The organism is Neorhizobium galegae, assembly GCF_021391675.1.
Classification (GTDB): Bacteria; Pseudomonadota; Alphaproteobacteria; order Rhizobiales; family Rhizobiaceae; genus Neorhizobium; species Neorhizobium galegae_B.
Map to the genome: position 1 here is coordinate 3279923 of NZ_CP090095.1, position 25124 is coordinate 3305046.

The 25124-nt window shown below is 63.2% G+C and carries 22 protein-coding genes and 2 pseudogenes; 14 read left to right on the forward strand and 10 right to left on the reverse strand.

Annotated elements, in window-relative coordinates; genetic code table 11:
- Positions 1-79 precede the first annotated feature (79 nt).
- The 3 genes and pseudogenes from LZK81_RS16390 to LZK81_RS16395 form a co-directional block, all read right to left on the reverse strand.
- Entirely contained in the window at positions 80-1855 is a 1776-nt protein-coding gene (locus LZK81_RS16390) for a DUF882 domain-containing protein (RefSeq protein ID WP_233953935.1), read from the reverse strand.
- 292 nt (positions 1856-2147) lie between these two features.
- Positions 2148-2324 (reverse strand): annotated as a pseudogene (locus LZK81_RS29420) (helix-turn-helix domain-containing protein); the annotation flags it as partial.
- A gap of 197 nt (positions 2325-2521) precedes the next feature.
- Positions 2522-3710, reverse strand: a pseudogene (locus LZK81_RS16395) (sigma-54-dependent transcriptional regulator); the annotation flags it as partial.
- Positions 3711-3861: 151 nt separating this feature from the next.
- On the opposite strand from LZK81_RS16395, the gene LZK81_RS16400 reads away from it, so the two are divergent.
- From LZK81_RS16400 to LZK81_RS16415, 4 genes are read left to right on the forward strand one after another with little or no spacing between them, the layout of a single operon-like run.
- Positions 3862-5718, forward strand: coding sequence for a M3 family oligoendopeptidase (locus LZK81_RS16400; protein WP_233953936.1), 1857 nt, complete (start codon positions 3862-3864; stop codon positions 5716-5718).
- 41 nt (positions 5719-5759) lie between these two features.
- Positions 5760-6935, forward strand: a complete 1176-nt coding sequence (locus tag LZK81_RS16405; RefSeq protein WP_233953937.1) for an aminodeoxychorismate synthase component I — start codon at positions 5760-5762, stop codon at positions 6933-6935.
- Positions 6920-7624: an aminotransferase class IV family protein gene (locus LZK81_RS16410; protein WP_233953938.1), complete on the forward strand. Its 705-nt coding sequence runs from the start codon at positions 6920-6922 to the stop codon at positions 7622-7624. The genes LZK81_RS16405 and LZK81_RS16410 overlap by 16 nt, the downstream gene beginning before the upstream one ends.
- Complete coding sequence (locus tag LZK81_RS16415) at positions 7625-7999, forward strand: DUF4440 domain-containing protein (protein WP_233953939.1); 375 nt, start codon at positions 7625-7627, stop codon at positions 7997-7999. It abuts the gene before it with no gap.
- On the opposite strand, the gene LZK81_RS16420 is transcribed toward LZK81_RS16415, so the two are convergent.
- Entirely contained in the window at positions 8000-8293 is a 294-nt protein-coding gene (locus LZK81_RS16420) for a type II toxin-antitoxin system RelE/ParE family toxin (RefSeq protein ID WP_080952400.1), read from the reverse strand. It lies immediately after the preceding gene.
- Positions 8290-8574: a CopG family ribbon-helix-helix protein gene (locus tag LZK81_RS16425; RefSeq protein ID WP_046607879.1), complete on the reverse strand. Its 285-nt coding sequence runs from the start codon at positions 8572-8574 to the stop codon at positions 8290-8292. Before LZK81_RS16425 ends, LZK81_RS16420 begins: the two co-directional genes overlap by 4 nt.
- A 49-nt stretch (positions 8575-8623) precedes the next feature.
- Here LZK81_RS16425 and LZK81_RS16430 point away from each other — a divergent pair, with 49 nt between their 5' ends.
- The 5 genes from LZK81_RS16430 (at position 8624) to hemH (ending at position 14369) form a co-directional block, all read left to right on the forward strand.
- Complete coding sequence (locus LZK81_RS16430; RefSeq protein ID WP_233953940.1) at positions 8624-8773, forward strand: hypothetical protein; 150 nt, start codon at positions 8624-8626, stop codon at positions 8771-8773.
- Positions 8774-8930: 157 nt separating this feature from the next.
- Entirely contained in the window at positions 8931-10382 is a 1452-nt protein-coding gene (locus LZK81_RS16435; protein ID WP_233953941.1) for a homospermidine synthase, read from the forward strand.
- 196 nt (positions 10383-10578) lie between these two features.
- A complete protein-coding gene (gene omp10 / locus LZK81_RS16440; protein WP_038589461.1) occupies positions 10579-10938 on the forward strand; it encodes an outer membrane lipoprotein Omp10 in 360 nt (119 codons plus the stop codon).
- A gap of 213 nt (positions 10939-11151) precedes the next feature.
- A complete protein-coding gene (locus LZK81_RS16445) occupies positions 11152-13203 on the forward strand; it encodes a 5'-nucleotidase C-terminal domain-containing protein (RefSeq protein WP_233953942.1) in 2052 nt (683 codons plus the stop codon).
- A 131-nt stretch (positions 13204-13334) separates the two neighbouring features.
- The gene (gene hemH, locus LZK81_RS16450; protein ID WP_046608478.1) at positions 13335-14369 is read left to right on the forward strand and encodes a ferrochelatase; all 1035 of its coding nucleotides are present in this window, start codon (positions 13335-13337) and stop codon (positions 14367-14369) included.
- A gap of 52 nt (positions 14370-14421) precedes the next feature.
- Here hemH and LZK81_RS16455 read toward each other — a convergent pair whose 3' ends face one another.
- On the reverse strand, positions 14422-15177 hold the full coding sequence (locus tag LZK81_RS16455) for an MBL fold metallo-hydrolase (RefSeq protein WP_233953943.1): 756 nt from the start codon (positions 15175-15177) through the stop codon (positions 14422-14424).
- Positions 15178-15264: 87 nt separating this feature from the next.
- Positions 15265-15975 (reverse strand): 7-cyano-7-deazaguanine synthase QueC, encoded by a 711-nt coding sequence (queC, locus tag LZK81_RS16460; RefSeq protein WP_233953944.1) that lies wholly within the window; start codon positions 15973-15975, stop codon positions 15265-15267.
- Between the two features lie 193 nt (positions 15976-16168).
- On the opposite strand from queC, the gene LZK81_RS16465 reads away from it, so the two are divergent.
- Complete coding sequence (locus tag LZK81_RS16465) at positions 16169-17206, forward strand: SPFH domain-containing protein (protein WP_046624782.1); 1038 nt, start codon at positions 16169-16171, stop codon at positions 17204-17206.
- A gap of 3 nt (positions 17207-17209) precedes the next feature.
- Positions 17210-17668 carry an NfeD family protein gene (locus LZK81_RS16470; RefSeq protein WP_233953945.1) on the forward strand — a complete coding sequence of 153 codons (459 nt, stop codon included), beginning with the start codon at positions 17210-17212 and terminating at the stop codon, positions 17666-17668.
- 49 nt (positions 17669-17717) lie between these two features.
- Here LZK81_RS16470 and LZK81_RS16475 read toward each other — a convergent pair whose 3' ends face one another.
- Positions 17718-18713, reverse strand: a complete 996-nt coding sequence (locus tag LZK81_RS16475) for a KpsF/GutQ family sugar-phosphate isomerase (protein WP_233953946.1) — start codon at positions 18711-18713, stop codon at positions 17718-17720.
- 145 nt (positions 18714-18858) lie between these two features.
- Between LZK81_RS16475 and LZK81_RS16480 the strand changes: the two genes are divergently transcribed.
- Entirely contained in the window at positions 18859-20394 is a 1536-nt protein-coding gene (locus tag LZK81_RS16480; protein WP_233953947.1) for an outer membrane beta-barrel protein, read from the forward strand.
- Here LZK81_RS16480 and LZK81_RS16485 read toward each other — a convergent pair.
- Positions 20391-21275, reverse strand: a complete 885-nt coding sequence (locus tag LZK81_RS16485; RefSeq protein ID WP_233953948.1) for an ornithine carbamoyltransferase — start codon at positions 21273-21275, stop codon at positions 20391-20393. The two genes, LZK81_RS16480 and LZK81_RS16485, sit on opposite strands and share 4 nt — an antisense overlap.
- Before the next feature lie 93 nt (positions 21276-21368).
- Positions 21369-22256, reverse strand: coding sequence for a UTP--glucose-1-phosphate uridylyltransferase GalU (gene galU, locus LZK81_RS16490; protein WP_233953949.1), 888 nt, complete (start codon positions 22254-22256; stop codon positions 21369-21371).
- A gap of 200 nt (positions 22257-22456) precedes the next feature.
- Here galU and LZK81_RS16495 point away from each other — a divergent pair, with 200 nt between their 5' ends.
- A complete protein-coding gene (locus LZK81_RS16495; protein WP_233953950.1) occupies positions 22457-23677 on the forward strand; it encodes a lytic murein transglycosylase in 1221 nt (406 codons plus the stop codon).
- Positions 23678-23743: 66 nt separating this feature from the next.
- Positions 23744-25039 carry a GDSL-type esterase/lipase family protein gene (locus LZK81_RS16500; protein WP_418936447.1) on the forward strand — a complete coding sequence of 432 codons (1296 nt, stop codon included), beginning with the start codon at positions 23744-23746 and terminating at the stop codon, positions 25037-25039.
- Positions 25040-25124 lie beyond the last annotated feature (85 nt).

A 25124-nucleotide genomic window follows, 5' to 3' on the forward strand; every position in this document is an offset into this window, starting at 1 on the left:
AGGCACGCAGGCCAGGCAGAAAGCATGAAAAAACCCGCCATTTCGGCGGGTTTTTTATGGTCTTCGATCAGCCCGACGATCAGTTGTTCGGGCCGCTGAACCGGTTCGGGTCGATCGCCACCGTGGCGGCAACCGGCCTGAAGCCACCGCCGGAATAGCCTGCCGAATATTCGTTGTTGAGGGTCCGGCTGACGACGCGCGGTGCCTTCATCGAGGCGGCCGCGTCGGCGCGATTGTTGTTGAGAGCCCATTTCGCCAGCATGTCGCCCGTCAGCCCGCCATTTGCCGGTTGCGGCGCAGAGGCGGCCGCACGGCCGCCCTTGGCGGGGATCGGCAGCGCGCTTGTCGAAGCCGAGACCGGGCTGCGCGGCGCATCGAAACCGTCGCCGAACTGCACGCCCTTGTTGGAATGAATGACCTTCGGAGAAGCCGACGCCGTTTCAACCGGCTTCTGGGCCGGCATTGGAGCCGCCGCCATTGCCGGAGCAGGCTGGGCCGGAGCAACAGGCGTAGGCACCGCCGCCTGGCGCGGCTCGACACTCTGGGCAAGCGCTGCAACGAGGGCCGGCGTCAGCTCCTGCTGTTCCTCTGCCCTTGCGGCGGGAGCGGCAGCGGCGATGTTCGGCCGCTGACTGGGAAGCGGAACGGACGCGACATCCTCCGGCGGCTGCATCGGGCCGACGGACGCGGTCATCACGCCGCTTTCTGCATCACCCTTGAAGCCACGCGGCCCAAGCAGCGTCGGAACCGGAATATTGTAGGTAGAAAGATCGGCAAAAGTCTCGCCGCCGGACTGGACCGGAGCGGACGCCTGCAGTGCCAACGCTTCCTGGGCCGGGTTGCGCGCCGGAGAATAGAGCGCAGTGGCAAGCCCGCCGCTGTCCGAGCGGAAGGCCGGGCGCGAAAGGGGTACGGGCGCTGAAACCATCTGCGCCTGCGCCGGAGGCTGGACCTGGTTCTGCATCTGGCCTGTCAGAGGCGAAGCCGAGGCAACCGCGACAGGAGCTTCGCCCTCGTCGTCCGCAGCAGGCTTTGCAGCCGGAGCCGCACGCCGCGCCACGGCCGGAGCCGCGCTTTCCACGTTGTCCTCCTCCTCGTCGGCACCGCCGCCGCCGAACAGGAATGCCAGAAGGTTAGGCTGCCGCTTGCGTTCCGAGTCGCCGCGGATGCCGCCACCGGCGGTGCTGGCGATCTGGATCGAATCGGAGCCGACACGCCGCTTGTAATCCGCCATCGCCGTTTCGTAGCCGGGAAGCGGCTTGCCGTCGGCGGGAAGATGGATCGTATTGCCGTTCGGGAAGATCTGCACCAGTTCCTGGCGCGTCATCCGCGGCCAGGCGCGCACGCCGCCGACATCGAGATGCACGAAAGGCGAACCCGAGGTCGGGTAATAGCCGACGCCGCCGACCTGCATCTGCATGGCGAGCCCGCGCAGCGTCGAAAGCTTCACGCCCGGAATGTAGAAATCCATGGCTTTGCCGAGCATGTGCTGGCTGTTCTTGGCCACACCGGTGGTGCGCGAACGGGTGCGCAGCATGTTGTTGGTGGTCGGCGAACGATAGGCGGAAACCACGTGGATGTAATCGGAGGCGCCGGAACGGCGATAGACTTCCCAGACGAGATCGAAGAGCCGCGGATCCATCCGGGCCGGCTCGTTGCGGCGCCAGTCACGCAGGAATTGGTTGATCTGGGCGAGGCCCTTCGGGTCGAACTTGCCGTTCCGCTTGAAGGTGATGACGGCTTTTTCGCCGGTATGGACGAAATAGAGCTTGAGGCTCTTCTCCTGGGCGGCCGCATCGCTTGCGGAGACCGAAAGCACGGGCAGCGCCATCAACACCAGCAGGGCGACGGCCATGATGCGCCGGGTCAGACTGACAAAAAGCCCAGCTCTGCCGCCGCGCCTTTTCTCACCCGAAGGCGTTTCTTTTGCATACTGATCCGGCAAAACGATCCCCGTCCTGTCGACAACGTCCCACGTTGCCTCAAATGACTGTCAATTGCGGTGACACGATGGCAAATGTGCCACACATGTACAACGTTCTCCCGTATAGTCAATAATTGACTAATCGAAGATTGACAGACGTTGACAGGACATCCTTGCGCGAAGGTTAACACTAGCTAATACATTAGCAATTACGTTGCAGTAATTACGCGGCTTCCTTCAGCGGATCGTCAGGATCGATGCCGTAATCCTTGAGTTTGCGGTAGAGTGTCGAGCGTCCGATGCCGAGTTTACGGGCAACCTGGCTCATCTGGCCGCGATAGAACTTCAGGGCAAAGCGGATCAGCTCCTCCTCGACGTCGGCGAGCTTCCTCACTTCGCCGGTCTCGTCGGTGCTGACGATGACGTTTTCCTGGGGATAAGCGGCGGCGAGCATCGCCTTCGCATCCGGCCTGCCGACCCGAGCCTTGTCGTTATTGGCAAATACCGGCGAATCGGCGAGCGCCTCGCGCATGGCGTAGTCGGACAGAACACCCGGTGCGGGCATGACGGCGGTCGCCGCCAGTTCCGCCTGCCTGAATTCCGGGATCTGCGCGGCGATCTGCGGAAAATCGTCTTCGGTGAGCTCGGTGCCCTCGGCCAGCACGACGGCGCGGAACACGGCGTTCTCGAGCTGGCGGATATTGCCCGGCCAGTCGTAGGCCGTCAAAAGCGCCAGCGCGCCGGCGCCGACCGACAGCGTCCTGTTGAGCTTCTGCTCGGTCGAGAACCGCTCGGCAAAAACGCGGGCGAGATGCGGGATGTCTTCCTTGCGGCGGCGCAGCGCCGGAATGGTGATCGGGAAGACGTTGAGGCGATAATAGAGGTCTTCGCGGAAGCGGCCGGCCCGGACTTCCTCGATCAGGTCCTTGTTGGTGGCCGAAATCAGCCGGACATTGACCTTCTGGACCTTGGAGGCGCCGACGGTCTCGACCTCGCCCTGCTGCACGGCGCGCAGCAGCTTCACCTGCACGTCGAGCGGCAATTCGCCGATCTCGTCGAGGAAAAGCGTGCCGCCATCGGCTTCCACGAACTTGCCGGTATGTTTTTCCGAGGCGCCTGTGAAGGCGCCCTTCTCGTGACCGAAGAGGATGCTTTCCACGAGATTGTGCGGAATGGCGCCACAGTTGACGGTGATGAACGGCTTGCCGGCGCGGTCGCTGTTCGACTGGATGGCGCGGGCGATCATTTCCTTGCCGACGCCGGATTCGCCTTCCAGCACCACCGGGATGTTGGAATGGGCGGCACGCTGGGCGAGATCGATGACGCGCAGCATGTCCGGGCTCGCCGAGATGATATCGCCAAAGCCGACGGCGCCGGCGCGATGGCGGCGGCCGACACGGGCCTTCGATTCCTTCTGGTCGAGCTTCAGCGCATTGGTGATCGAGGCGCCGATCCGCTCCGGCGACACCGGCTTCACAACGAAATCGAAGGCACCGGCGCGCATCGCCTGCACCACGTATTCGATGCTGCCTTGGCCCGTCTGGACAATCACCGGCGTTTCGATGCCGAGTTCGCGGATAGCCGCGAGAAAGGTGAGGCCGTCCATTTCCGGCATCATCAGGTCGAGCACGATGACATTGATGTCGGTCGCGGTGCGCTTCAGGAACTCCAGCGCCACCAGTCCGTTTTCGGCAAGATGGGCGGCATGGCCGTAACGTTCAACCGCATTCTTCAATAGGCGACGCTGAATAGGATCGTCATCGACAACGAGGATTTGCGCAATCATGCTCGGCTCCCAGCAATGGTCATCATGGCCCTTTTAGGCTGTTATGCCGCTGGTTGTGTCAGAAAGCCTTGAACATCCCCTTTTGAGAAAAGCTTGCATTTTAACGGCCGGCAAGGAAAACAGACGCAACAGGTTGAGAAGGAAAAAAGCGATGAGAATGTCCGCCCCCGTCCTCCCCCAAATTCTGGCCGCAACCGCCGCAGGCGCTGCCGCCACCGATCCAGCGCTCGGCCTTCTGCCGGTCTGGAAGCTCTCGGATCTCTATGCCGCCAAGGATGCCCCGGCCTTCACGGCCGACATGGAAAAGGCAAGCAAGCTCTCGATCGCCTTCGAAGAAAAGTGGAAGGGCAAGCTTACCGAAGCTGCGACGAAGACCGGCGCCGGCGGTATCGGCGAGGCGCTCAAGGAATACGAGGCGCTCGACGACCTGCTCGGCAAGATCGGCTCGTTCGCCGGCCTCACCTATTTCTCCGACACGTCGAGCCCGGCGAACGGCAAGTTCTACGGCGACGTGCAGGCGAAGCTGACCGACCTCTCCGCACACCTGCTGTTCTTCGCGCTGGAACTCAACCGCATCGACGATGCGGTGATGGACGCCTGCATGGACCGCGATCCGGCCGCCGGCCACTACCGCCCCTGGCTGGTCGACCTCAGGAAGGACAAGCCTTTCCAGCTCGACGACAAGCTGGAACAGCTCTTCCTCGAAAAATCGATGACCTCGGCCGCCGCCTTCAATCGCCTGTTCGACGAGACCATGGCCGAGCTCCGATTCGAGATCGACGGCGAGCAATTGCCGCTGGAAATCACCCTTAACATGCTGCAGGAGCCGCAGCCTGAAACCCGCGCCAAGGCCGCCGCAGCCTTGTCGAAGACTTTCGGCGACAACCTGCGCGTCTTCACGCTGATCACCAACACGCTCGCCAAGGACAAGGAAATCTCCGACCGCTGGCGCGGCTTCGAGGACATCGCCGACAGTCGCCATCTCGCCAACCGTGTCGAACGCGAAGTCGTCGATGCGCTCGCCGAAGCGGTCAGGCAGGCATACCCGCGCCTCTCGCATCGCTACTACGCGATGAAGGCGAAGTGGCTCGGCGTCGACCAGCTGAATTTCTGGGACCGCAACGCGCCGCTGCCGGAAACCCCGAATGCGCTAATTTCCTGGACTGAGGCGAAGGATACCGTGCTCGACGCCTATCGCGGCTTTGCGCCCGAAATGGCGGATATCGCCGGTCGCTTCTTCGAGGAGGAATGGATCGACGCGCCGGTCCGTCCCGGCAAGGCGCCGGGCGCCTTCGCGCACCCGACCGTGCCGTCTGCCCACCCCTACGTGCTCGTCAACTACATGGGCAAGCCGCGTGACGTGATGACGCTCGCCCACGAACTCGGCCACGGCGTGCACCAGGTTCTGGCCGGCGACCAGGGCGCGCTGATGTGCCAGACGCCGCTGACGCTTGCCGAAACCGCCTCCGTCTTCGGCGAGATGTTGACCTTCCGCGCGCTGCTGGAAAAGACCACCGACAAGCGCGAACGCAAGGCCATGCTCGCCCAGAAGGTCGAGGACATGATCAACACGGTCGTGCGCCAGATCGCCTTCTACCAGTTCGAGCGCAAGGTCCACACGGCCCGCAAGGAAGGCGAACTGACCGCCGAGCAGATCGGCGAACTGTGGCTCTCCGTCCAGGGCGAGAGCCTGGGACCGGCGATCAAGATCTCGGAGGGTTATGAAAGCTGGTGGACCTATATCCCCCACTTCATCCACTCACCCTTCTACGTCTATGCCTATGCCTTCGGCGACTGCCTGGTGAACTCGCTTTACGCGGTCTACCAGAACGCCGCTCCGGGCTTCCAGCAGAAGTATTTCGAGCTCTTGAAGGCCGGCGGCACCAAGCATCACTCGGAACTCCTGAAGCCCTTCGGCCTCGACGCCACCGACCCGTCCTTCTGGTCCAAGGGCCTGTCGATGATCGAAGGCCTGATCGACGAGCTGGAGGCTCTGGACAAGGCCTGACGCATTCCCTTAAGGCACTCCCATGCCCATAATACACTCCCATGAGTGAGAAAGCGCCCTTCGCGCTCTTTCGTGACGACCCCGCCGGCCGGAGCCTCGTTTTCGACCGGCCGAAGGAAATCGTCACGGCCCGGACTGCCGCCGAGGTGCTGCCCGCACTTCGGCGCCTGGAAGACGCGCGCCTCGCCGGCCAATGGCTGGCAGGCTATATTTCCTACGAGACCGGCTACGTCTTCGAGGACAAGCTCCGGCACCTGATCGTCGATGACCGGCCGACGCCGCTGATCGCCATGGGCATATTCGACAAACCCTCGGGCAACGACCATCCACTCGCCGGACCGCCCGACACGATCGTGGACGACGGCTCCTCGCAAGGCTCCTTCCTCAGCGAACCCCGCGCGACGTGGGATTTTGCGACCTACCAGGAACGGTTCGACCGGCTTCACCGGCACCTGCGCAGCGGCAACTGCTACCAGGCGAACCTGACCATGCCGGTCGCGGCACGCTGGCACGGCGATCCGCTGTCCGCCTTCTGGTCCCTCGTCGCCCGCCAGCCGGTGCGCTACGGCGCCTATATCGACTTTGGCGGCCCGCTCGTGCTGTCGCGCTCGCCGGAACTGTTCTTCTCGGTCGATGCGGACCGCTTCATCGAGACCCATCCGATGAAAGGCACCGCCCCGCGCGGCGCGACGGCGGAAGAAGACGAAGCGATCATCGCCGAGATGCTCGGCGACGAGAAGACGCTCGCCGAAAACCGGATGATCGTCGACCTGCTGCGCAACGACATTTCTATGATCAGCGAGGTCGGCACGCTCTCGGTGCCCAAACTCTTCGAGATCGAAACCTATCCGACCGTCCACCAGATGGTCAGCCACGTGCGGGCAAGGCTGCTGCCCGAGATCGGCTTTCCCGAGATTCTCGCCGCGCTCTTTCCCTGCGGCTCGATCACCGGAGCGCCGAAAATGTGGGCCATGCGCATCCTCGCCGATCTCGAAACGGAACCGCGCGACGTCTATTGCGGCGCCATCGGCTGGTGCGATCCGGCCGGCCCGATGCGTTTTTCGGTGGCCATCCGCACGATCACACTTTTCAACGACGAAAAAGCCGTCTTCAATGTCGGCGGCGGCATCGTCTTCGACTCGAAGGCCGAAGCCGAGTATGACGAGTGCCTGTTGAAGGCACGCTTTGCGGTGGGCGACCAATGGATTTCTCGCTGATCGAAACAATGCGCTGGGAACCGGGCAACGGCTTGCTTCGGATGGACCAGCATTTGCGCCGGCTCAGCCGGTCGGCGGACGCACTCGGTTTCCGCCAGCCACCGGCGGATACGCTGAAACAGCTCCAAGCGACGACGACCGGCGGCGAGACGCCGCTCCGCGTCCGTCTCGTCATGACCTATCGCGGCAAGATCGAGATCACCACCACGCCCTTCACACCCTTGCCCGCCGATACCCTCTGGCGGATCCAGGTCGCCAAAACGATGCTTCCCTCGGACGACCCGACCTATCGCCACAAGACCTCCAAGCGCGAGCTCTACGAGGCCGCCCGCGCCGAATTTTCTCCCGAAGAGGCAGATGAGGTGATTCTCCTCAACGAGCGCGGCGAGGTCTGCGAAGGCACGATCACCAATGTCTTCGCGGAGACGGCGGACAGTTTGCTTCTGACGCCTGCGCTGTCGAGCGGCCTCCTGCCCGGCATCCTGCGCGCCGACCTGATCCGCGAGGGAAAAGCGAAAAGCCAGGTCCTCCGTCTCGCCGACCTCGAAAACCGCCGCTTCTTCGTCGGCAATTCGCTGCGCGGCCTGATCCCAGCCGAACTCGTCGCCCAGGCCGCCCGATCGGAAATGCCGGCGGAAGCCCCTCGCCCCGCCGCCCGCCCCGCAAAAATGGCCAGAGCGGGCCGGTAAATGGCCGCGCCCAGCCCCCTCTCCGATCACCTGCTTGCGCTGGAGCTCGCCTTACAGAGCCGCGAGGTCCGCGGCTCCGAACAAAAGCTGCGCGAACTGCTGGCCCCGGAATTCCGCGAATTCGGCCGCTCCGGCCTCGCCTACACGTTCGACGATATCGTCACCCGCCTCGTCGCCGAGACCGGCCCGAACAACACGTCGATCTCTGATTTCAGCGCTGCGATGCTGAGCGACACGATCGCGCTCGCCACCTACCGCGGCACCCGCGTCAACGAGGACGGCAGCCAGCTCTTCGCCAACCGCAGCTCCATCTGGCGCCTCGATCCGGACGGCAAGTGGCGCATGGTTTTCCACCAGGGTACTGCGACCGAGTGACTAGTCGGCCAGATCCGTGCGGGGCTTTCGCCGACGGCCGTCAAACACTTCGATGATTTCGATATCCTCACCCACCATTCGATAGATCAGCGAATAGGCTGATTGCGATAAAATGAGACGACGCACTCCGAGTTTTGCCGTCTGGAGGCCCGCCTGAGGATGCGCGATCAGCAGTTCCGCGATATCGAGCAGTCTCGCCGCCATCTCGTTTGCGGCCTGCGGATTATGCTCGGCGATATAACTGCGAAGATGAACAAGATCGGCGATCGCCGCCTCGGCCCAGATGAGCCTCATCGATGCGTCTTGATGATGTCCGGCTTGGGTGCCGCGCCTTCATCGGCCGTACCCCAGCTCCTCAGCCAGCCGGCCACCGCTTCATGTGAGACGAAATCGCCTTTGTCGGCGCGCTCGACCGCGGCATCGAGGGCCTCGATCTCCAACTCGTGCTGTGAGAGATAGTCTTCGAGCGCTTCCTCGGCGAGCGCTGTCGCGGACCGATTGGTCGCCGAGGACAGCCGGTCGAGCCGTTCCTTCATTTCGCCCGAAATGCGAAGTGAGACCACATGCGACGTCATGGACCGTATGCCTCCAATTTCCCTGGTCTATAGCACAAAGCCCGATGCCATGAAACTCGCTTGCACGCCCCACGATGGCTTGTCGAAGCCCTTCATGATCGGGCTGCGGCAACTCGATCCGGCCCGCCGCGTCGAACCGGACGTCGAGCTTGTCGCAGCTCTCCGGAAATCCGAAGCGACGCCCGCCGTCGTCGAATAACGCCGCCGATTCATACCCGAAAACCGACAGGCTCTTTATTGTGACGAAGTTTTATGATCTAGAGCGCCGCGAATTGCCCGAGTGCAGCCTTTAATTTCCATTCCACTGCCGAATAAGCGGGGCAGCGGCCCACAAGGCCGCGATCAAGGAGAAAGACATGTCAGAGACTACCTATCCGGTTTATGGCGAAATCACCGGTCCGATCGTGATGATCGGTTTCGGCTCGATCGGCCGCGGCACGCTGCCGCTGATCGAACGCCATTTCAAGTTCGACAAGAGCCGGATGGTCGTCATCGACCCGCGCGAAGAACCCGCCGACATGGAGATCCTCAAGAAGCACGGCGTCCGTCACATCAAGGAATTCGTGACCAAGGAGAACTACAAGGAACTCCTGAAGCCGCTTCTGACCGAAGGCAAGGGCCAGGGCTTCTGCGTCAACCTGTCGGTCGACACCGGCTCGCTCGACCTGATGAAGCTCTGCCGCAAGCTCGACGTCCTCTACATCGACACGGTCGTCGAGCCCTGGCTCGGCTTCTACTTCGACAAGAACATGAAGAATTCCGAGCGCACCAACTATGCGCTGCGTGAAACCGTGCGCAAGGAAAAGGCCAAGAGCCCGGGCGGCGCCACCGCCGTTTCCACCTGCGGCGCCAACCCGGGCATGGTCTCCTGGTTCGTCAAGCAGGCGCTGGTCAACCTTGCCAACGACACCGGCCTGAAGTTCGACGAGCCGGATCAGCACGATCGCGAAGGTTGGGCCAAGCTGATGAAGAAGCTCGGCGTCAAGGGCGTCCACATCGCCGAGCGCGACACCCAGCGCACCAAGCATCCGAAGCCGCTCAACGTCTTCTGGAACACCTGGTCGGTCGAAGGCTTCATCTCCGAAGGCATGCAGCCGGCCGAACTGGGCTGGGGCACCCATGAGGAATGGATGCCGAAGAACGCCAAGAAGCACAAGAAGGGCAACAAGGCCGCCATCTACCTCGAACAGCCGGGCGCCAACACCCGCGTCCGCTCCTGGTGCCCGACGCCCGGTCCGCAGTATGGCTTCCTCGTCACCCACAACGAATCGATCTCGATCGCCGACTATTTCACAGTGCGCGACAAGGACGGCGAAGTGACCTTCCGCCCGACCTGCCACTACGCCTACCATCCGGCCAATGACGCGGTCCTGTCGCTGCATGAAATGTTCGGCAACGGCGGCACCCCGCAGCCGGTCCATCACGTTCTCGACGAGGACGAATTGGAGGACGGCATCGACGAACTCGGCGTCCTGCTCTACGGCCACGAGAAGAACGCCTACTGGTTCGGTTCGCGCCTGTCGCTCGAAGAAACCCGCCGCATCGCGCCTTACCAGAACGCCACCGGCCTGCAGGTGACCTCGGCGGTTCTCTCCGGCATGGTCTGGGCGCTCGAAAACCCGACCGCCGGCATCGTCGAAGCCGATGAGATCGACTACAAGCGCTGCCTCGAAGTGCAGCTGCCCTATCTCGGCCCGGTCGAAGGTCACTACACCGACTGGACCCCGCTCGACGGTCGCCCGGGCCTCTTCCCGGAAGACATCGACGAGAAGGATCCGTGGCAGTTCAAGAACATCCTGGTTCGCTAATTTCGCGAGCAGGTTCGTTAATCCAACGAACGGGTCCGTTGATCCGATAAAAGACAATAGAAACCGCCTGCCTCGCCGCAGGCGGTTTTTTGCATGTTGAAAGCTCTTGCCTTTTCAAGGCCACATCTTGCGTTACATAGGGCGATGGCGGCAAGGTTTGCCAACCTAAGCCGGACCGAATCGCGGGAGACTGATCATGAAATTTAAAGTGAGCTTTGCGCTCATCGCCGCAGCCAGCTTGACCGCCTGCGTTTCTTCCCCTCCGCCGCAACAGATGGCGGCCGTGCAGCCGCAGGGCGTCGAAGGAAGCTGGGTCGATCCGAACGGCATCGTCTCGTCGTTCCAGGCCGGCACGTTCAACACCCGCTCCAGCGACAGCAACACGCTGCTCGCCTCGGGCACCTATACCAGCCTCTCGCCGACGCTGGTCGAGATCAACATGACCTCGCTGGTGCGCAAGACCCAGTCGCGTGTCAACTGCTCGCTGGTCAGCATCAACCAGCTCAACTGCACGCAGGATAGCGGCGCCCAGTTCTCGCTGGCCCGCCGCGGCTGAGACGACACATCCTCGTCCCGATCATCGCGACCCCGCCTCGGCGGGGTTTTCGCGTTTTGCGTGCATTCATTTACGAATGCACTACCGTCACATTTCCCTTGAACCCACCATCGGTTGATGAAAACATGCCCGCCGGAACGGTTGTCACATTGAAAAACTAGAACAGATAAAAAGGGCGGCACAGCCGTCCGAATTAAAAAGAGGAGAGATCAGATGAAGAAGACATTGGGGCTCGGGCTGCTGACCGCGTCGGTCATGGCTCTTTCAAGCGGCGCGGCATTTGCCGATTTCGAGCTCAATATCCTGCACATCAACGACTTCCATTCACGTCTCGAATCGATCAACGCAACCGATTCCACCTGCTCGGCCGAGGATGAAGGCAAGGGCGTCTGCTTCGGCGGCGCATCCCGCCTACTGACCGCCATCAACCAGACCCGCGACGCGCTGAAGGCTCAGAACAAGAACGTCATTCTCCTCAACGGCGGCGACAACTTCCAGGGCTCTCTCTTCTACACGACCTATAAGGGTGCGGCCGAAGCCGAAGCGCTGAACGCCATGAAGTTCGACGCCATGACCGTCGGCAACCATGAATTCGACGACAGCGACGACGTGCTTGCCACCTTCCTCGACAAGATCCAGTTCCCGGTCGTCACCGCCAACGTCGTGCCGAGCGCCGCCGCCAAGATCGGCAACCGCATCAAGCCCTCGCTGGTGCTGACCGTCGGAGGCCAGAAGATCGGCATCGTCGGCGCCGTCACCAACGACACCGCCGAAATCGCCAATCCCGGCCCGAACATCACCATTGCCGACGACGTCGCCAAGATCACCGAAGCCGTCCAGGGCCTCAAGGCCCAGGGCGTCGACAAGATCATCGCACTGACCCATGTCGGTTATCCGCGCGACCTCACCATGATCGCCAAGATCCCGGATGTCGACGTCGTCGTCGGCGGCCATACCCACACGCTGCTGTCGAACACCGCCAAGGGCGCCGAAGGCCCCTACCCGACCTGGTCGGACAACCCGGGCGGCTACAAGGTCCCGGTCGTCCAAGCCTATCAGTATTCGAAGTATCTCGGCGACATCAAAATCGTCTTCGACGACAGCGGTGTCGTGAAGTCGGCCGAGGGCGAGCCGATCCTCATGGACAAGTCGATCACCCCGGACCCGGCCTTCCTGGCCCGCGTCGCGGAGCTGAAGAAGCCGATCGAGGACATGAAGAAGAAGGTCGTCGGCGCCTCCGAAGCCGTGATCGACGGTGACCGCCGCGTCTGCCGCGCCAAGGAATGCTCGATGGGCAACCTGGTCGCCGATGCCATGCTCGACCGCACCAAGGGTCAGGGCATCACCATCGCCATCCAGAACGGCGGCGGCCTGCGCGCCTCGATCGACGCCGGCGAAGTCACCCAGGGCGAAGTCGTCAGCGTCCTGCCTTTCCAGAACACGCTCGCCACCTTCCAGCTCACCGGTGCCGATGTCATCAAGGCCCTGGAAAACGGCGTCAGCCAGATCGATGACGGCGCCGGCCGTTTCCCGCAGGTCGCTGGCCTCAAATATTCCTTCGACAAGTCGAAGCCGGCCGGCTCCAAGGTCAGCGACGTGCAGGTCAAGGACGGCGACAAGTTCGTCGCCATCGACCCGGCCAAGAGCTACGGCGTGGTCACCAACAATTTCATGCGTGCAGGTGGCGACGGTTATGCCATCTTCAAGACCGGCGGCAAGAACGCCTATGACTACGGTCCGGACCTCGCCGACGTGACGGCGGAATTCGTGGCTGCCCGAAACCCTTACAAGCCCTATACGGACGGCCGCGTCACCGACCTGACCCCGGCAAGCTACACGCCGCCGGCAAAGCCTGCGCCGGCCGCTCCTCCGGCGGCTGCTCCTGCCGCACCGGCTCCGACAGCCGCGGCTCCTGCTCCGGCTGCCCCGGCCCCGGCAGCAACGCCGGCCCCGACCATGGCGGCACCCGCAGCCCCTGCACCTGCCGCTCCCGCTCCCTCGATGGCGGCTCCGGCAGCACCTGCCGCTCCGGCCCCGAACACCATGGCCGCAGCCCCGGCAAAGCCTGCTCCGGCAGCGGCTCCCGCCGCTCCGCAGCCGGCCGGTCCGACCAAGTACACGGTCGCCAAGGGTGACTCGCTGTGGAAGATCGCCGAAGCCACCTATGGCGACGGCGAAAAGTGGACCGAGATCGCCAAGCTCAACGCACTGCGCCACCCGAATGTCATCCAGGTCGGCGCCGAGCTGGAACTGCCGGCGAAATAAGCCGCCGGCATCGCTGACAAGGACAATTTGTCTCGTTTCTTCAGCCGGCCCGGGCTTTCCCGGGCCGGTTTTCTTCCTAAGTAATCCCGCAGATAAAGCGCCCGGCTATCGTTCAACCCGAAAGTGTCCGCATGACCTCCCATTCCGCCCCCATGCCCTCCGATCATCCGAAGGTGACTTTCGGCAAGGTCGGCGTGCTGCTCGTCAATCTCGGCACGCCCGACGGCACGGATTACTGGTCGATGCGGCGTTATCTCGCCGAGTTTCTGTCCGACAAGCGGGTGATCGAATGGTCGCGGCTCTACTGGTATCCGATCCTCTACGGCATCGTGCTCAACAAGCGGCCGCAGAAGGTCGGCAAGGCCTATGAGGCGATCTGGAACAAGGATCTCAACGAAAGCTACCTGCGCACCTATACCCGCAGCCAGGGCGAGCTGATGGCCGAGCGGCTGAAGGATCTCCCGAATGTCGTCGTCGATTGGGCGATGCGCTACGGAAAACCCTCGATCGCCGAGCGCATCGATGCCCTGAAGGAGAAGGGCTGCGAAAAGATCGTCCTCTTCCCGCTCTATCCGCAATATGCGGCTTCCACCACCGCCACCGTCAACGACAAGGCCTTCGAGCACCTGATGAAGCTGCGCTGGCAGCCGGCGTTACGCACCGTGCCGCCCTATCACGACGAGCCGGCCTATATCGAGGCGCTGGCGGACTCCGTCAGGGCGAAGTATGCGGCCCTCGACTGGGAGCCGGAAATGCTGATCGCCTCCTTCCACGGCATCCCGCAATCCTATTTCAAGGCGGGCGATCCCTATTACTGCCATTGTCAGAAGACCGCGCGGCTCCTGAAGGAGACCCTCGGCTTCACGGACAGGAATTTCATGATCACCTTCCAGTCCCGTTTCGGGCCCGAGGAATGGCTGCAGCCCTATACCGACAAGACGGTCGAAAAACTCGCCCATGACGGCATCAAGCGGATCGCGGTGATGAACCCCGGCTTCGTCTCCGACTGTCTGGAAACGCTCGAAGAGATTGCCGAAGAAGCCGGCGAGATCTTCCTGCATCACGGCGGCGAAAAGTTCGCGCATATCCCCTGTCTGAACGACAGCCCCGGTGGCATGACGGTGCTGGAAAAGGTCGTTCGCCGCGAACTTCAGGGCTGGGTGTAAGCCGGCTCATTCCAGCCGCCCCTGATTTATTGCCTCTCCGGGTTCAGCGCTTTCAGCGGGCCGGCAGGTCGATCACATCGCCGTCTGCCGGAATCAGCAGGCGCGATGGGCCGATTCCGGCCGAACCAGCCGCCTCGCGCAGATGTGCACGCGAAACGGTGGCATGATCGAGCGCCTCCATATGCGCCGCGACAACCGTGGCCTCAGGCGCGGACCGGCAGAGTTCGATCGTTTCCGCCGCATCCATGACGATGAGGTCGCCATCCCAGAGGGCGCCGCAGGAATGGCTGACGATGACATCGGGCACGACGCGCTCCACCGTCTCCAGTACCGGCGGATAAAGGACCGTATCGCCCGCCCAATAAATGAGCGGCTCACCGGGCGCGGCAAGCGTCAGTCCCATTACCGACCCCATCTTTTCCCGGACCGGACCAAGCCCGTGGCTGCCCTCACGGCGCGTGATCGTGATGCCTTGCCAGACGAGCTCCCCCTCGAGCGGCTCCACATCGGTAAAACCTTCTGCAGCGATTGTCGCCTCATCGCCCGGCTGACAGATCAGCGGCAGATGTTTCGGGACACGTTGTTTGGCCACCGAATCGAAATGGTCCGTATGGAGATGGGAGACGATCACCAGTTCGACACCCTGCAAGACCTCCTCCACCGAAAGCGGCAGGTCCGTCAACGGATTGGCGGATTTTCCGGTATAGGACGGCAGGCTGTGACGAGGTGCGAAATAAGGATCGATCAGGATGCTGCGGCCCGCATAGGAAAGCTTGAGCGTCGCATTGCGGATCAATTGAAGCTTCATCGAGGTACCTCGTGCGGGAAGAATGCGAAACCTAGCCCGGTTGGCCGTGATGATCCAATGACTGTTCTAGATGAGACAGCCACTCTATCAACGCGTCTCCTCGGCCGTGAATCGCTCCGTCGCCGCCCTCCAGAAATCCGGATCCTCGTACTCGGTCGGATCTTCGATGCCGGCAAGGTGGAAGGCTTCGCGCCGCTCGACGCAGGTGCCGCAGCGGCCGCAATGGCGGGCACCGCCCTTGTAGCAGGACCAGGTTTCGGCAAACGGCGTAGCGTGACGAGCGCCGTCCGTGACGATATCGGCCTTCGATCCATGGACATAAGGCGCAAGCAGCCGCACCGAGGCATAACCGTTGAGGGCATGATCCTGCATCGCCTGGAAGGCGTCGATGAAACCGGGCCGGCAGTCGGGATAGATGAAATGGTCGCCGCCATGCACGGCGATCGCCACCGCATCGGCGTTTCGCGCCGCCACCACCCCGAAGGCGATCGACAGCATGATCGCGTTGCGGTTCGGCACCACGGTCACCCGCATCGTCTCCTCGGCATAATGCCCGTCCGGCACGTCCACGTCATCGGTCAGTGCCGAGCCGGTCAACCGGCTGCCGATGCCGCGCATGTCGATGATCTCGTGGAACACACCGAGCCGCGCGGCGCAGGCGGCGGCGAAATCGAGTTCCTTGCGGTGCCGCTGGCCATAGTCGAAGGAGATCAGCCCCAGCAGCTGCTGTTCGGCGGCAATCCTGTGGGCGAGCGAAACGGAATCCAGTCCGCCGGAGCAGACGACGATGGTTTTCATGGGCTTTCATCCTTGTTTTGACCGGGTAGGCTGCGACCGGGAGTTCGAACCCGCTTCCTAGACCGGCAACGCGTCCTTGTGAATAACCCGGGCGACATCGACAGCGGTCGGGCTGTCATTTCTTCCCTGTAAAGAACGTGCTAACTCATCACGTGTGATCTGGCGGACTTACCGCCTGCAATGGAGGAATGTCATGAACTTGGGCGGCCTGGGTGGCTTCGATATCGTCGTGATCGGCGTCGTACTGCTGATCATCCTGGTCCTGTTCGCCGGGATCAAGACCGTGCCGCAGGGTTACCGCTACACCGTGGAGCGCTTCGGACGCTATACGCGCACGCTGGAGCCCGGCCTCAACATCCTGACGCCCTTCATCGAGCGCATCGGCGTGCGCATGAACGTCATGGAGCAGGTGCTCGACATCCCGACCCAGGAAGTCATCACCAAGGACAATGCCAGCGTCTCCGCAGATGCTGTCGCCTTCTATCAGGTGCTCAATCCGGCCCAGGCCGCCTACCAGATTTCCAACCTGCAGAACGCCATCCAGAACCTCACCATGACCAACATCCGCTCGGTCATGGGCTCGATGGATCTCGACGAGCTGCTCTCCAATCGCGAAGTCATCAACGAGCGCCTGCTGCGCGTCGTCGACGAGGCCGTCGGCCCCTGGGGCATCAAGGTCACCCGCGTCGAGATCAAGGACATCCAGCCGCCCGCCGACCTCGTCGAATCGATGGGGCGGCAGATGAAGGCCGAGCGCGAGAAGCGCGCCCAGATCCTCGAGGCCGAAGGTTCCCGCAGCGCCCAGATCCTGCGCGCCGAAGGCGCCAAGCAGGCGGCCGTCCTGGAAGCCGAGGGCAAGCGCGAGGCCGCGTACCGCGAGGCGGAAGCTCGCGAGCGTCTGGCGGAAGCCGAAGCCAAGGCGACCCAGTCCGTCTCGCAGGCGATCGCCGCCGGCGACGTGCAGGCAATCAACTATTTCGTGGCGCAGAAATACATCGAGGCGCTGGCGGCGATCGGCAAGGCGCCCAATTCGAAGATCGTGCTGATGCCGCTGGAGGCTTCGTCGGTCATCGGTTCGCTCGGCGGCATCGGCGCCATCGCCAAGGAGGTTTTTGGCGATGGTTCGGGTCCCGCCGCACCGCCGCGCCCCTCGGCCGGCCCGCGTCCCCAGCCCGGCCCGCGCACCACGCCGGTCCTCAATCCGTTCAACCCGAATTCTTCAGAGACCTGAACCATGCTGCATGATGCTGTGGTCAATCTCGGTCCCTGGAGCTGGTGGATATTGGGCGTCGTCCTCTTGTGTGCCGAACTCGCTGCACCCGGCGTCTTCCTGATCTGGATCGGCGCGGCCGCGATCGTCATCGGCGTCCTGTCTCTGGCGCTCTGGGACGCGGCCTTCTGGACCTGGCACGTCCAGCTCCTGCTTTTCGCGGTGCTTTCCGGCGCCTTCGCACTGGCCGGCCGCCGTTTCTATTCCAACCGCAACCAGGCGACGGACGAGCCCAATCTCAACCGTCGCGGCGAAAGCCTGGTCGGCCGCACCGCAACTCTTCACGAACCGATCGCCGAGGGGCGCGGCCGCATCCGACTCGACGATACATGGTGGTCGGTGATGGGACCGGACCTGCCGGCCGGCACGCAGGTGAAGGTGGTGGCGGCGAGCGGCCGCGACCTGACGGTCGAAGCGGCGTAGTTCTTCCGGTTGGAAAACGGCTTAAAGCGGCTTGGAGCCTGGCTGAATATCAGGCGACGCCGACGCGCAGCAGGTCGTGGAAGTGGACGATGCCGACCGGCTTGCGCTCTTCGTCGACCACGAGCAGCGCGCCGATGCTGTGCTTGTTGAGCAGCGCCATGGCCTTCGTGGCAAGCGTTTCCTTGCCGACGGTCTTCGGGTTGTGCGTCATCACGTCGTCGACCAGCGTTTCGCGCAGATCGAGATGAAGGTGCCGGGAAATATCGCCATCGCTGATGAAGCCGCAGAGGCTGCCATCCTCGTCGACTATGCCGACGCAGCCGAAGCGCTTGCGCGACAGTTCCTCGATCGCCTCCAGCATGAGGACGCCCTTTTTGACCAGAGGCATGCGATCACCGGTATGCATCAGGTCGCCGACATGGCTCAACATCGCCCCGAGCTTGCCGCCTGGATGGTAGACGCGGAAATCGGTTGCCGAGAAACCGCGTGCTTCGAGCAGCGCCACGGCAAGCGCGTCGCCCATGGCAAGCTGCATCAGCGTCGAGGTGGTCGGCGCCAGACCGTGCGGGCAGGCTTCCTGTTCCTTGGGCAGCAGCAGAACGACATCGGCCTCGCGGGCCAGCGTCGAAATCTCGCCCGACGTCATGGCGATCAGCGGAATGGAGAAGCGGCGGGTGAAGGAAACGATGCCCTGCAGTTCGGCGGTCTCGCCGCTCCAGGACAGAGCCAGCACCACGTCGCCCGAGCCGATCATGCCGAGATCGCCGTGATTGGCTTCAACCGGATGCACGAAGAAGGAGGGTGTGCCGGTCGAAGCGAGGCTGGCGGCGATCTTGCGGCCGATATGTCCGCTCTTGCCGATGCCGGTCACGACGACCCTGCCGTCGATGTCGCCGATCAGTTCCGCGGCCTTGCGGAAGGCATCCCCAAGGCCGTTCTGAAGCGCCAGCTCCAGCGCATTAAGCCCTTGTTTCCCGAAGGAAATTGTCCTCAAGGCGGAATCGACAAGGTCGTTTTCGACCAGTTGCAAAGCTCTCTTGATCATGGGCAAGCCTTAACGCTTTTCACCCATCAAGTCTATCGGCTTTGGCGCGGGGCCGCTAAGTTGGCCGCTGCCATAGCGTCGCAACCAAACGTTAACCACATGGCTTTACGTTTGGGTAAGCATTTGCGATTGCCCGGGCAGGCCTATGAAGATCACCACAACGACAGGCGGGACGCGTCAGAGGCGCCGGGCGGCACTCGGCCTTCTGCTGGCCTGTTCAGCGCTTGTTTCGCCCGCAGCCGCCCAGACCCGCAACGTGTTTCCGCCGCAGAACGGCTCTCTTCCCTCGGTCGCGAACGCCACGTCGCCAACTTCGAACACGGCCTCCAACACGGCATTGAGAGGCAGCACCTCGGCGCAGCCGACGACCAACGCCACCAATGCCGCCGACGACCAGAACCAGGACGATCCCAATCTCGCGACCGGCACCACGCCCGGCCGCAGCCAGGCGGCCAACCAGGAGCCTCCCTACGAGGACGACCTGAACCAGCCGCGCGAAGAGCCGCTCGACCGCGGCGCGGAGCCTGTCGAAACCCAGGAACAGCCCCGCGAGCCGGGCGATCCGACCGGCATCCGGATGGGCAGTTTCCTGCTCCGCCCCTCGATCAACCAGAGCATCGACACCGAGACCCGCCGCTCGAACGGCACCAAGATCCGCCGCGATTACCTGTCGACGACGATCCGCGGCACGCTGACCTCCGACTGGTCGCGCCATTCGTTGACGGTGACGGGCGAAGGCACGCTGGAACGCAATCTCGGCAGCAGCAGCCAGGGCGAGCAGCCGGAAGCGAACATCAATGCGGACCTGCGGCTCGACCTCTCCAACGATACGGTCGCCCATATCACCGGCGGCTACCGGTTCTCCCGCGAGGACGACTACGATCCGAATGCGCTCGGCGGCGCATCGACCCAGCCGGGCGTCCATGAATTCACCGGCGGCGCCTCCGTCCAGCGCGACTTCGGCAAGGTCCGCGGCACCGCCGCACTCGATTTTTCCCGTGCGGCCTATACGGATGCGAAACTCTCCGACGGTACGATCGTCAGCACCAAGGACCGCAACCGCACCGGCATCGACGGTCGCCTGCGGCTCGGCTACGAACTGTCGCCGGCACTCGTCCCCTATGTGGAAGTGGCGACCGGCCGTACCTTCTACGACCTCAGGCGCGACAATTCCGGCTATGCCCGTTCGTCGCAGAGCTATGCGGCGCGCACCGGCGTCGAATTCGATTTGGGCGAAAAGCTGCGCGGCGAGATCGGCACCGGTTACGAAATCGTCGACTACGAGGACGACCGCCTGAAATCGGTCGGCGCGGTCACCCTCAACGGCACCGCCACATGGTCGCCGCAGCGCGGCACCAATGTCGATCTCGGTCTGCGCACCACGGTGCAGGACTCGACCACGCCCGGCCAGAGCGGCTGGGTGGAATACCAGGCGACGGCGGCGCTGACCCATGAAATGCGCGACAACCTCATCGCCCGGCTGACCGGCAGTTCGACTTTGCGGGATTTCCCGAGCGGCGGCCCGAGCGACGAAACGGTCTGGATCGGCGGCGCCGGCCTGACCTGGGCCATCAACCGCTATCTCGATCTGACCGGTGACGTCGAATACGAACAGGCGGGCGGCGGCGGCACCAACGACAAGATCGTCCGCGCCGGCGTCGGCCTCACCTTGAAGCGTTAAACCCCGGTTCGGGCGGCAATCCATTCCATCAGCGCGTTCTGCGCATGCAGCAGAAACGCCTTCGCCGCTGCGCTCTGGCAGGCGGGATGCGCCATCGCATCCGCGGTCACTTCCTGCCCTCGCGCCACAGGCGGACAGGGGATGAAGATCGCATCCAGGCGGCAGCGATCGAGAACCTCGGCCGATATGCGATAGTCGGCGACCTCGCCTTCCGCCACCCCGCTCGGCCAGCTATCCGTGAAGATGACGTCCGCATCCTCAAGCTCGCGCATATCCGTGCTCAGGCGGAAATTCGGATTGAGAAGCGCCGGGTCGCTGACATGCCAATCGTCCGGATAGACCTGCACCACCTCGATCGGCAGCGAGATCGACGCCTCCACCCAGGACCGCAGAATATTGGCGTCCGGCGCCACACCGGCGATCTTCAGCCCGTCGATGCCGCCCCTTTTGGCTCTGACATAGGCGAGATCGCCAAGCGTCTCGCAAGGATGGTTCGATCGCGTCCGGGCATTGATGACCGGCGCCCGGGCATTTGCTGCAAGTTCCCGGAGCGAGGCCAACTCCGGCGTGCGGACGACGATCATGTCGAACCAGTTGTCGAGATAACCCGCCAGATCGGCAACCGCCTCGCGCCCGCCGAGGCTGGCCGGCACATGCGTGCAAATGCCGCCCATCGTCTGGATACCGAGATCGAAGGCCGTCGTATTGCGCCAGCCGCCATCGTCGACGATCAGGGCGACCCGTCTGCCCTCGAGGCTTTTCGGCATTCGCCGTTCCCGCCACGCTTCGCCAAGTTCGCCGGCGCGTTTAAGGATTGCCAGCACCGCCTCCGTCGGCAGGTCATGAAATTCCAGAAAATCGCTACCCTCAGAGACACCCATGTCACCCGACACCGTGAAAAACGAAAACCCCTCATAGCAGGACCATGAGGGGTTTGCGTGACGTCGAACCGGCAAACTTGCCGGCCGGAAAATTTACTTCAGCGAGGCGAGCAGTGCCTTCATCGGCCCTTCGATCGCCGGGCGAATGTCGGGACGCTGCAGCGCGAAGGCGAGGTTGGCCAGGATGAAGCCGTCCTTGGCGCCGCAGTCGAACGTATCGCCCTTGAAGGGATAGGCCGCGAATTCCTGAGATTTCAGGAGCGCCAGCATGCCGTCGGTAAGCTGGATCTCGTTGCCGGCGCCGCGCTCCTGGGTTTCCAGGATCTTAAAGATCTCCGGCTGCAGGATGTAGCGGCCGTTGATGTAGAGGTTGGACGGCGCGGTGCCCTTGGCCGGCTTTTCGACCATCTGGGTGATCTTGAAGCCCTCGCCGACCGGTGAGCCGATGCCGACGATACCGTATTTATGCGCCTGTTCCGGATCGCATTCCTGAACCGCGATGACGTTGCCGCCGCTCTCGGCATAAAGATCGACCATGCCCTTGAGGCAGCCCTTGCCGCCGGCCATGATCATGTCGGGAAGTAGGACCGCGAAAGGCTCGTTGCCGACGATGTCGCGCGCGCACCAGACCGCGTGGCCAAGCCCGAGCGGCACCTGCTGGCGCGTGAAGCTGGCGGTGCCGGCAACTGGCAGAAGCCCAGCGAGCAGCGTCAGCTCGGCGTTCTTGTTGCGCTCGCGCAGCATCTGTTCCAGCTCGTACTGGATGTCGAAATAGTCTTCGATGACCCCCTTGCCGCGTCCGGTCACGAAGACGAAATGTTCGATCCCGGCTTCGGCCGCCTCATCCACGACGTACTGGATGACCGGCTTGTCGACCACGGTCAGCATTTCCTTCGGCACCGCCTTGGTCGCGGGCAGGAAGCGCGTGCCCAGACCTGCTACCGGAAACACTGCCTTACGGATCTTTTGTTGTTGTGCCACTCATGCCTCCTGCAAGCACGTCATTGTGCAAATATTCAAATCTCGGCATCTAATGACGAATTGCTACCGTTTCGCAAAGACTGCCGCGGGTTGGGTTTCTATGGTAAAGAATTTGTTGACCCAATCCTGTTATTACATCGTTAAGCCGCATGCCACTCTTGCCGTCAGGCTTGGTAAAAGAAGAATGGACCCGACTGCCGATGAAGACGCTTCGCACCAACCTCTTTCGTGGGTTTGCCTTCTCCCTGATCGCCGGGCTCGCCGCTGCGGCCATGCCGATAGATGCTCAGGCAGACGCCGGTTTCAAGACGTGGATCGCAAAATTCTACGACACCGCCGCCAAAAGCGGTATCACACGCTCCACCTATGACCGAGCGTTCGCCGGTATCAGTGAACCCGATCAGGACGTGCTTGAGAAGGCGAATTTTCAGCCGGAATTCAAGTCCAGGATCTGGGACTATCTCGACAGCCGCGTAAACCCCTATACGGTCAAGATCGGCCGCGAGATGGCCGCCAGGCACGGCTCGACGCTGGCCTCCCTGGAACGCCATTTCGGCGTCGACAAGAACATCCTGCTCGCCATCTGGTCGATGGAATCCAATTATGGTGCAGCACTGGAAAATCCCGACCGCCTGCACCACGTGCCGCAGGCGCTGGCGACCCTTGCCTGGGGCGATCCCAAGCGCGCCAAGTTCGCCCGCAACCAGCTCATCGCCGCACTGAAGATCCTGCAGTCGGGCGATATCACCCCGAAGCAGCTGACCGGCTCCTGGGCCGGCGCCATGGGCCATACCCAGTTCATCCCGACCAGCTACCTGCTCTACGCGATCGATGCCGACGGTAACGGCAAGCGTGATATCTGGCATTCGGTCCCGGATGCGCTTGCCACGTCCGCCAACCTGCTTGCCAAGAACGGCTGGCAGAGCGGCAAGACCTGGGGTTACGAAACCGTGCTCCCGGCCAACGGCGCCCGTCACGAAGGCCAGACCAAGACGCTCGGCGAATGGGCGAAGCTCGGTTTCGCCCGCCCGAACGGCAAAAGCTTCCCGCGCGGCACCGACCGGGCGACGCTGAAGCTGATGGCCGGCGAGAGCGGCCCGGCCTTCCTGATGCTCGGCAATTTCTTCACCGTGAAGAAATACAACGCCGCCGACAGCTACGCGCTGGCGGTGGGCCTGCTCGCCGACGAGATCGCCGGTGTCGGCGGCGTCCAGCAGAGCTGGCCGCGCCCCGAAGGCACGCTGGACATCAAGCAGAAGTTCGAGCTGCAGAACCGCATGAAGCAGCTCGGTTATTACGAGGGCGAAGTCGACGGCAATTTCGGCTCCGGCTCGAAGGCTGCGATCTCGGCGATCCAGAAACGCCTCGGCATGCAGCAGAACGGCGAGCCCTCGAAGTCGCTTCTCGAAGCTTTGCGTTGACAAGAAGGCGTATCGCGCCACATCGTTTAAGGGAATCTCCCGCAAGACTTGCGGGGCGGCGGAGGCATGAAGGCTTTGCATAAATCCGGGCAAAAAGAGACCGTCCAGAACGGTGCCTGGCGGAACAGGCCTCGACCAGACAAGGGCGTGCGAAACTGGGGATGGGTGCGTCTGGCCCTTTTCCTCCTCGCGGTGCTGGTCGCCCTGCCGGCCGGCTCGCCGCCGGCCGCCGCCCAGGAGCCCATCCCGCGCCGTAACCTCTTCGATTACCTGTTCGGCGGTCCGCGTTACGAGCGCGACGACCGCTATGAGCGGCCCGCCCCCTACAGCCGCCGCCGCTACGAACGCGACGGCTCGATCATCGAGATGAAACCGCGGCCGCGCCGCAGCACGGGACGAGCGGCCGCTCCCCGCCCGGTGCAGCCGATCGCGCCACCGGCGCCGGAACCGGTCGCCAAAATCAATAATGCCAAGCAGGTTTTGGTGGTCGGCGACTTTATGGCCGGCGGCATCGGCAGCGAACTGGAAACGGCGTTTGCGACCGCTCCCGGCGTCGCGATCACCGAGCGCAGCGACGGCTCCTCCGGTCTCGTGCGCGAGGATCACCTCGACTGGGCGGCCGAGCTTCCCGCCATGCTCGACGAGGTGAAACCCGCCGTGGTCGTGATCATGCTCGGGGCCAACGACCGCCAGCAGATGACGATCGGCAGCACCAAGGAAAAGTTCCGCAGCGACGCCTGGTTCAAGGAATACGAGCGGCGGGTGACCGAACTTGTCGGCATCGTCGCCGCACGCAAGCTGCCGCTCCTCTGGGTCGGCCTGCCTTCCTTCCAGTCGCCGGTGGCGACCGCCGACGCCGTGACGCTCAACGCCATTTACCGCAACCAGGCGGAAAAGGCCGGCGGCGAATTCGTCGATATCTGGGAAGGTTTCGTCGACGAGGACGGCAAGTTCATCGTCACCGGGTCGGACGTCAACGGCCAGCAGGTGCGCCTGCGCGGTTCCGATGGCATCACCTTCACCAAGGCCGGCAAGCAGAAGCTCGCCTTCTACGTGGAAAAGCTCGCGCGCCGGCATCTCGGCGAAATGGCAAGCCCCGATGTCGTGAAGCTCGACGGCTCCAACCTGCCGGCTCTATCCACCCTTCCCGCCTCGCCCGGCCAGGCCATCCCGACCCATCCGATCAGCCTCTCCGACCCCGAGCTCGACGGCGGCAAGGACCTTCTCGGCGCCGCCCCACTCCCCTCCGTCCTCGTCGAAACACCGCGCGACAAACTGGTCAGGCGCGGAGAACTCGCCCCGGCGCCGGCCGGACGCATTGACGATTATAGGATCCCGGCCGTGAGCGCGGCGACCCGTTAGCGATCGGGTGTGGCATTCGCCCTTTTCCCGCAAACCGGGAGAGGGAGTGAAACCGCGCCGCATCCGATCTCCCCCTTGTGGGGGA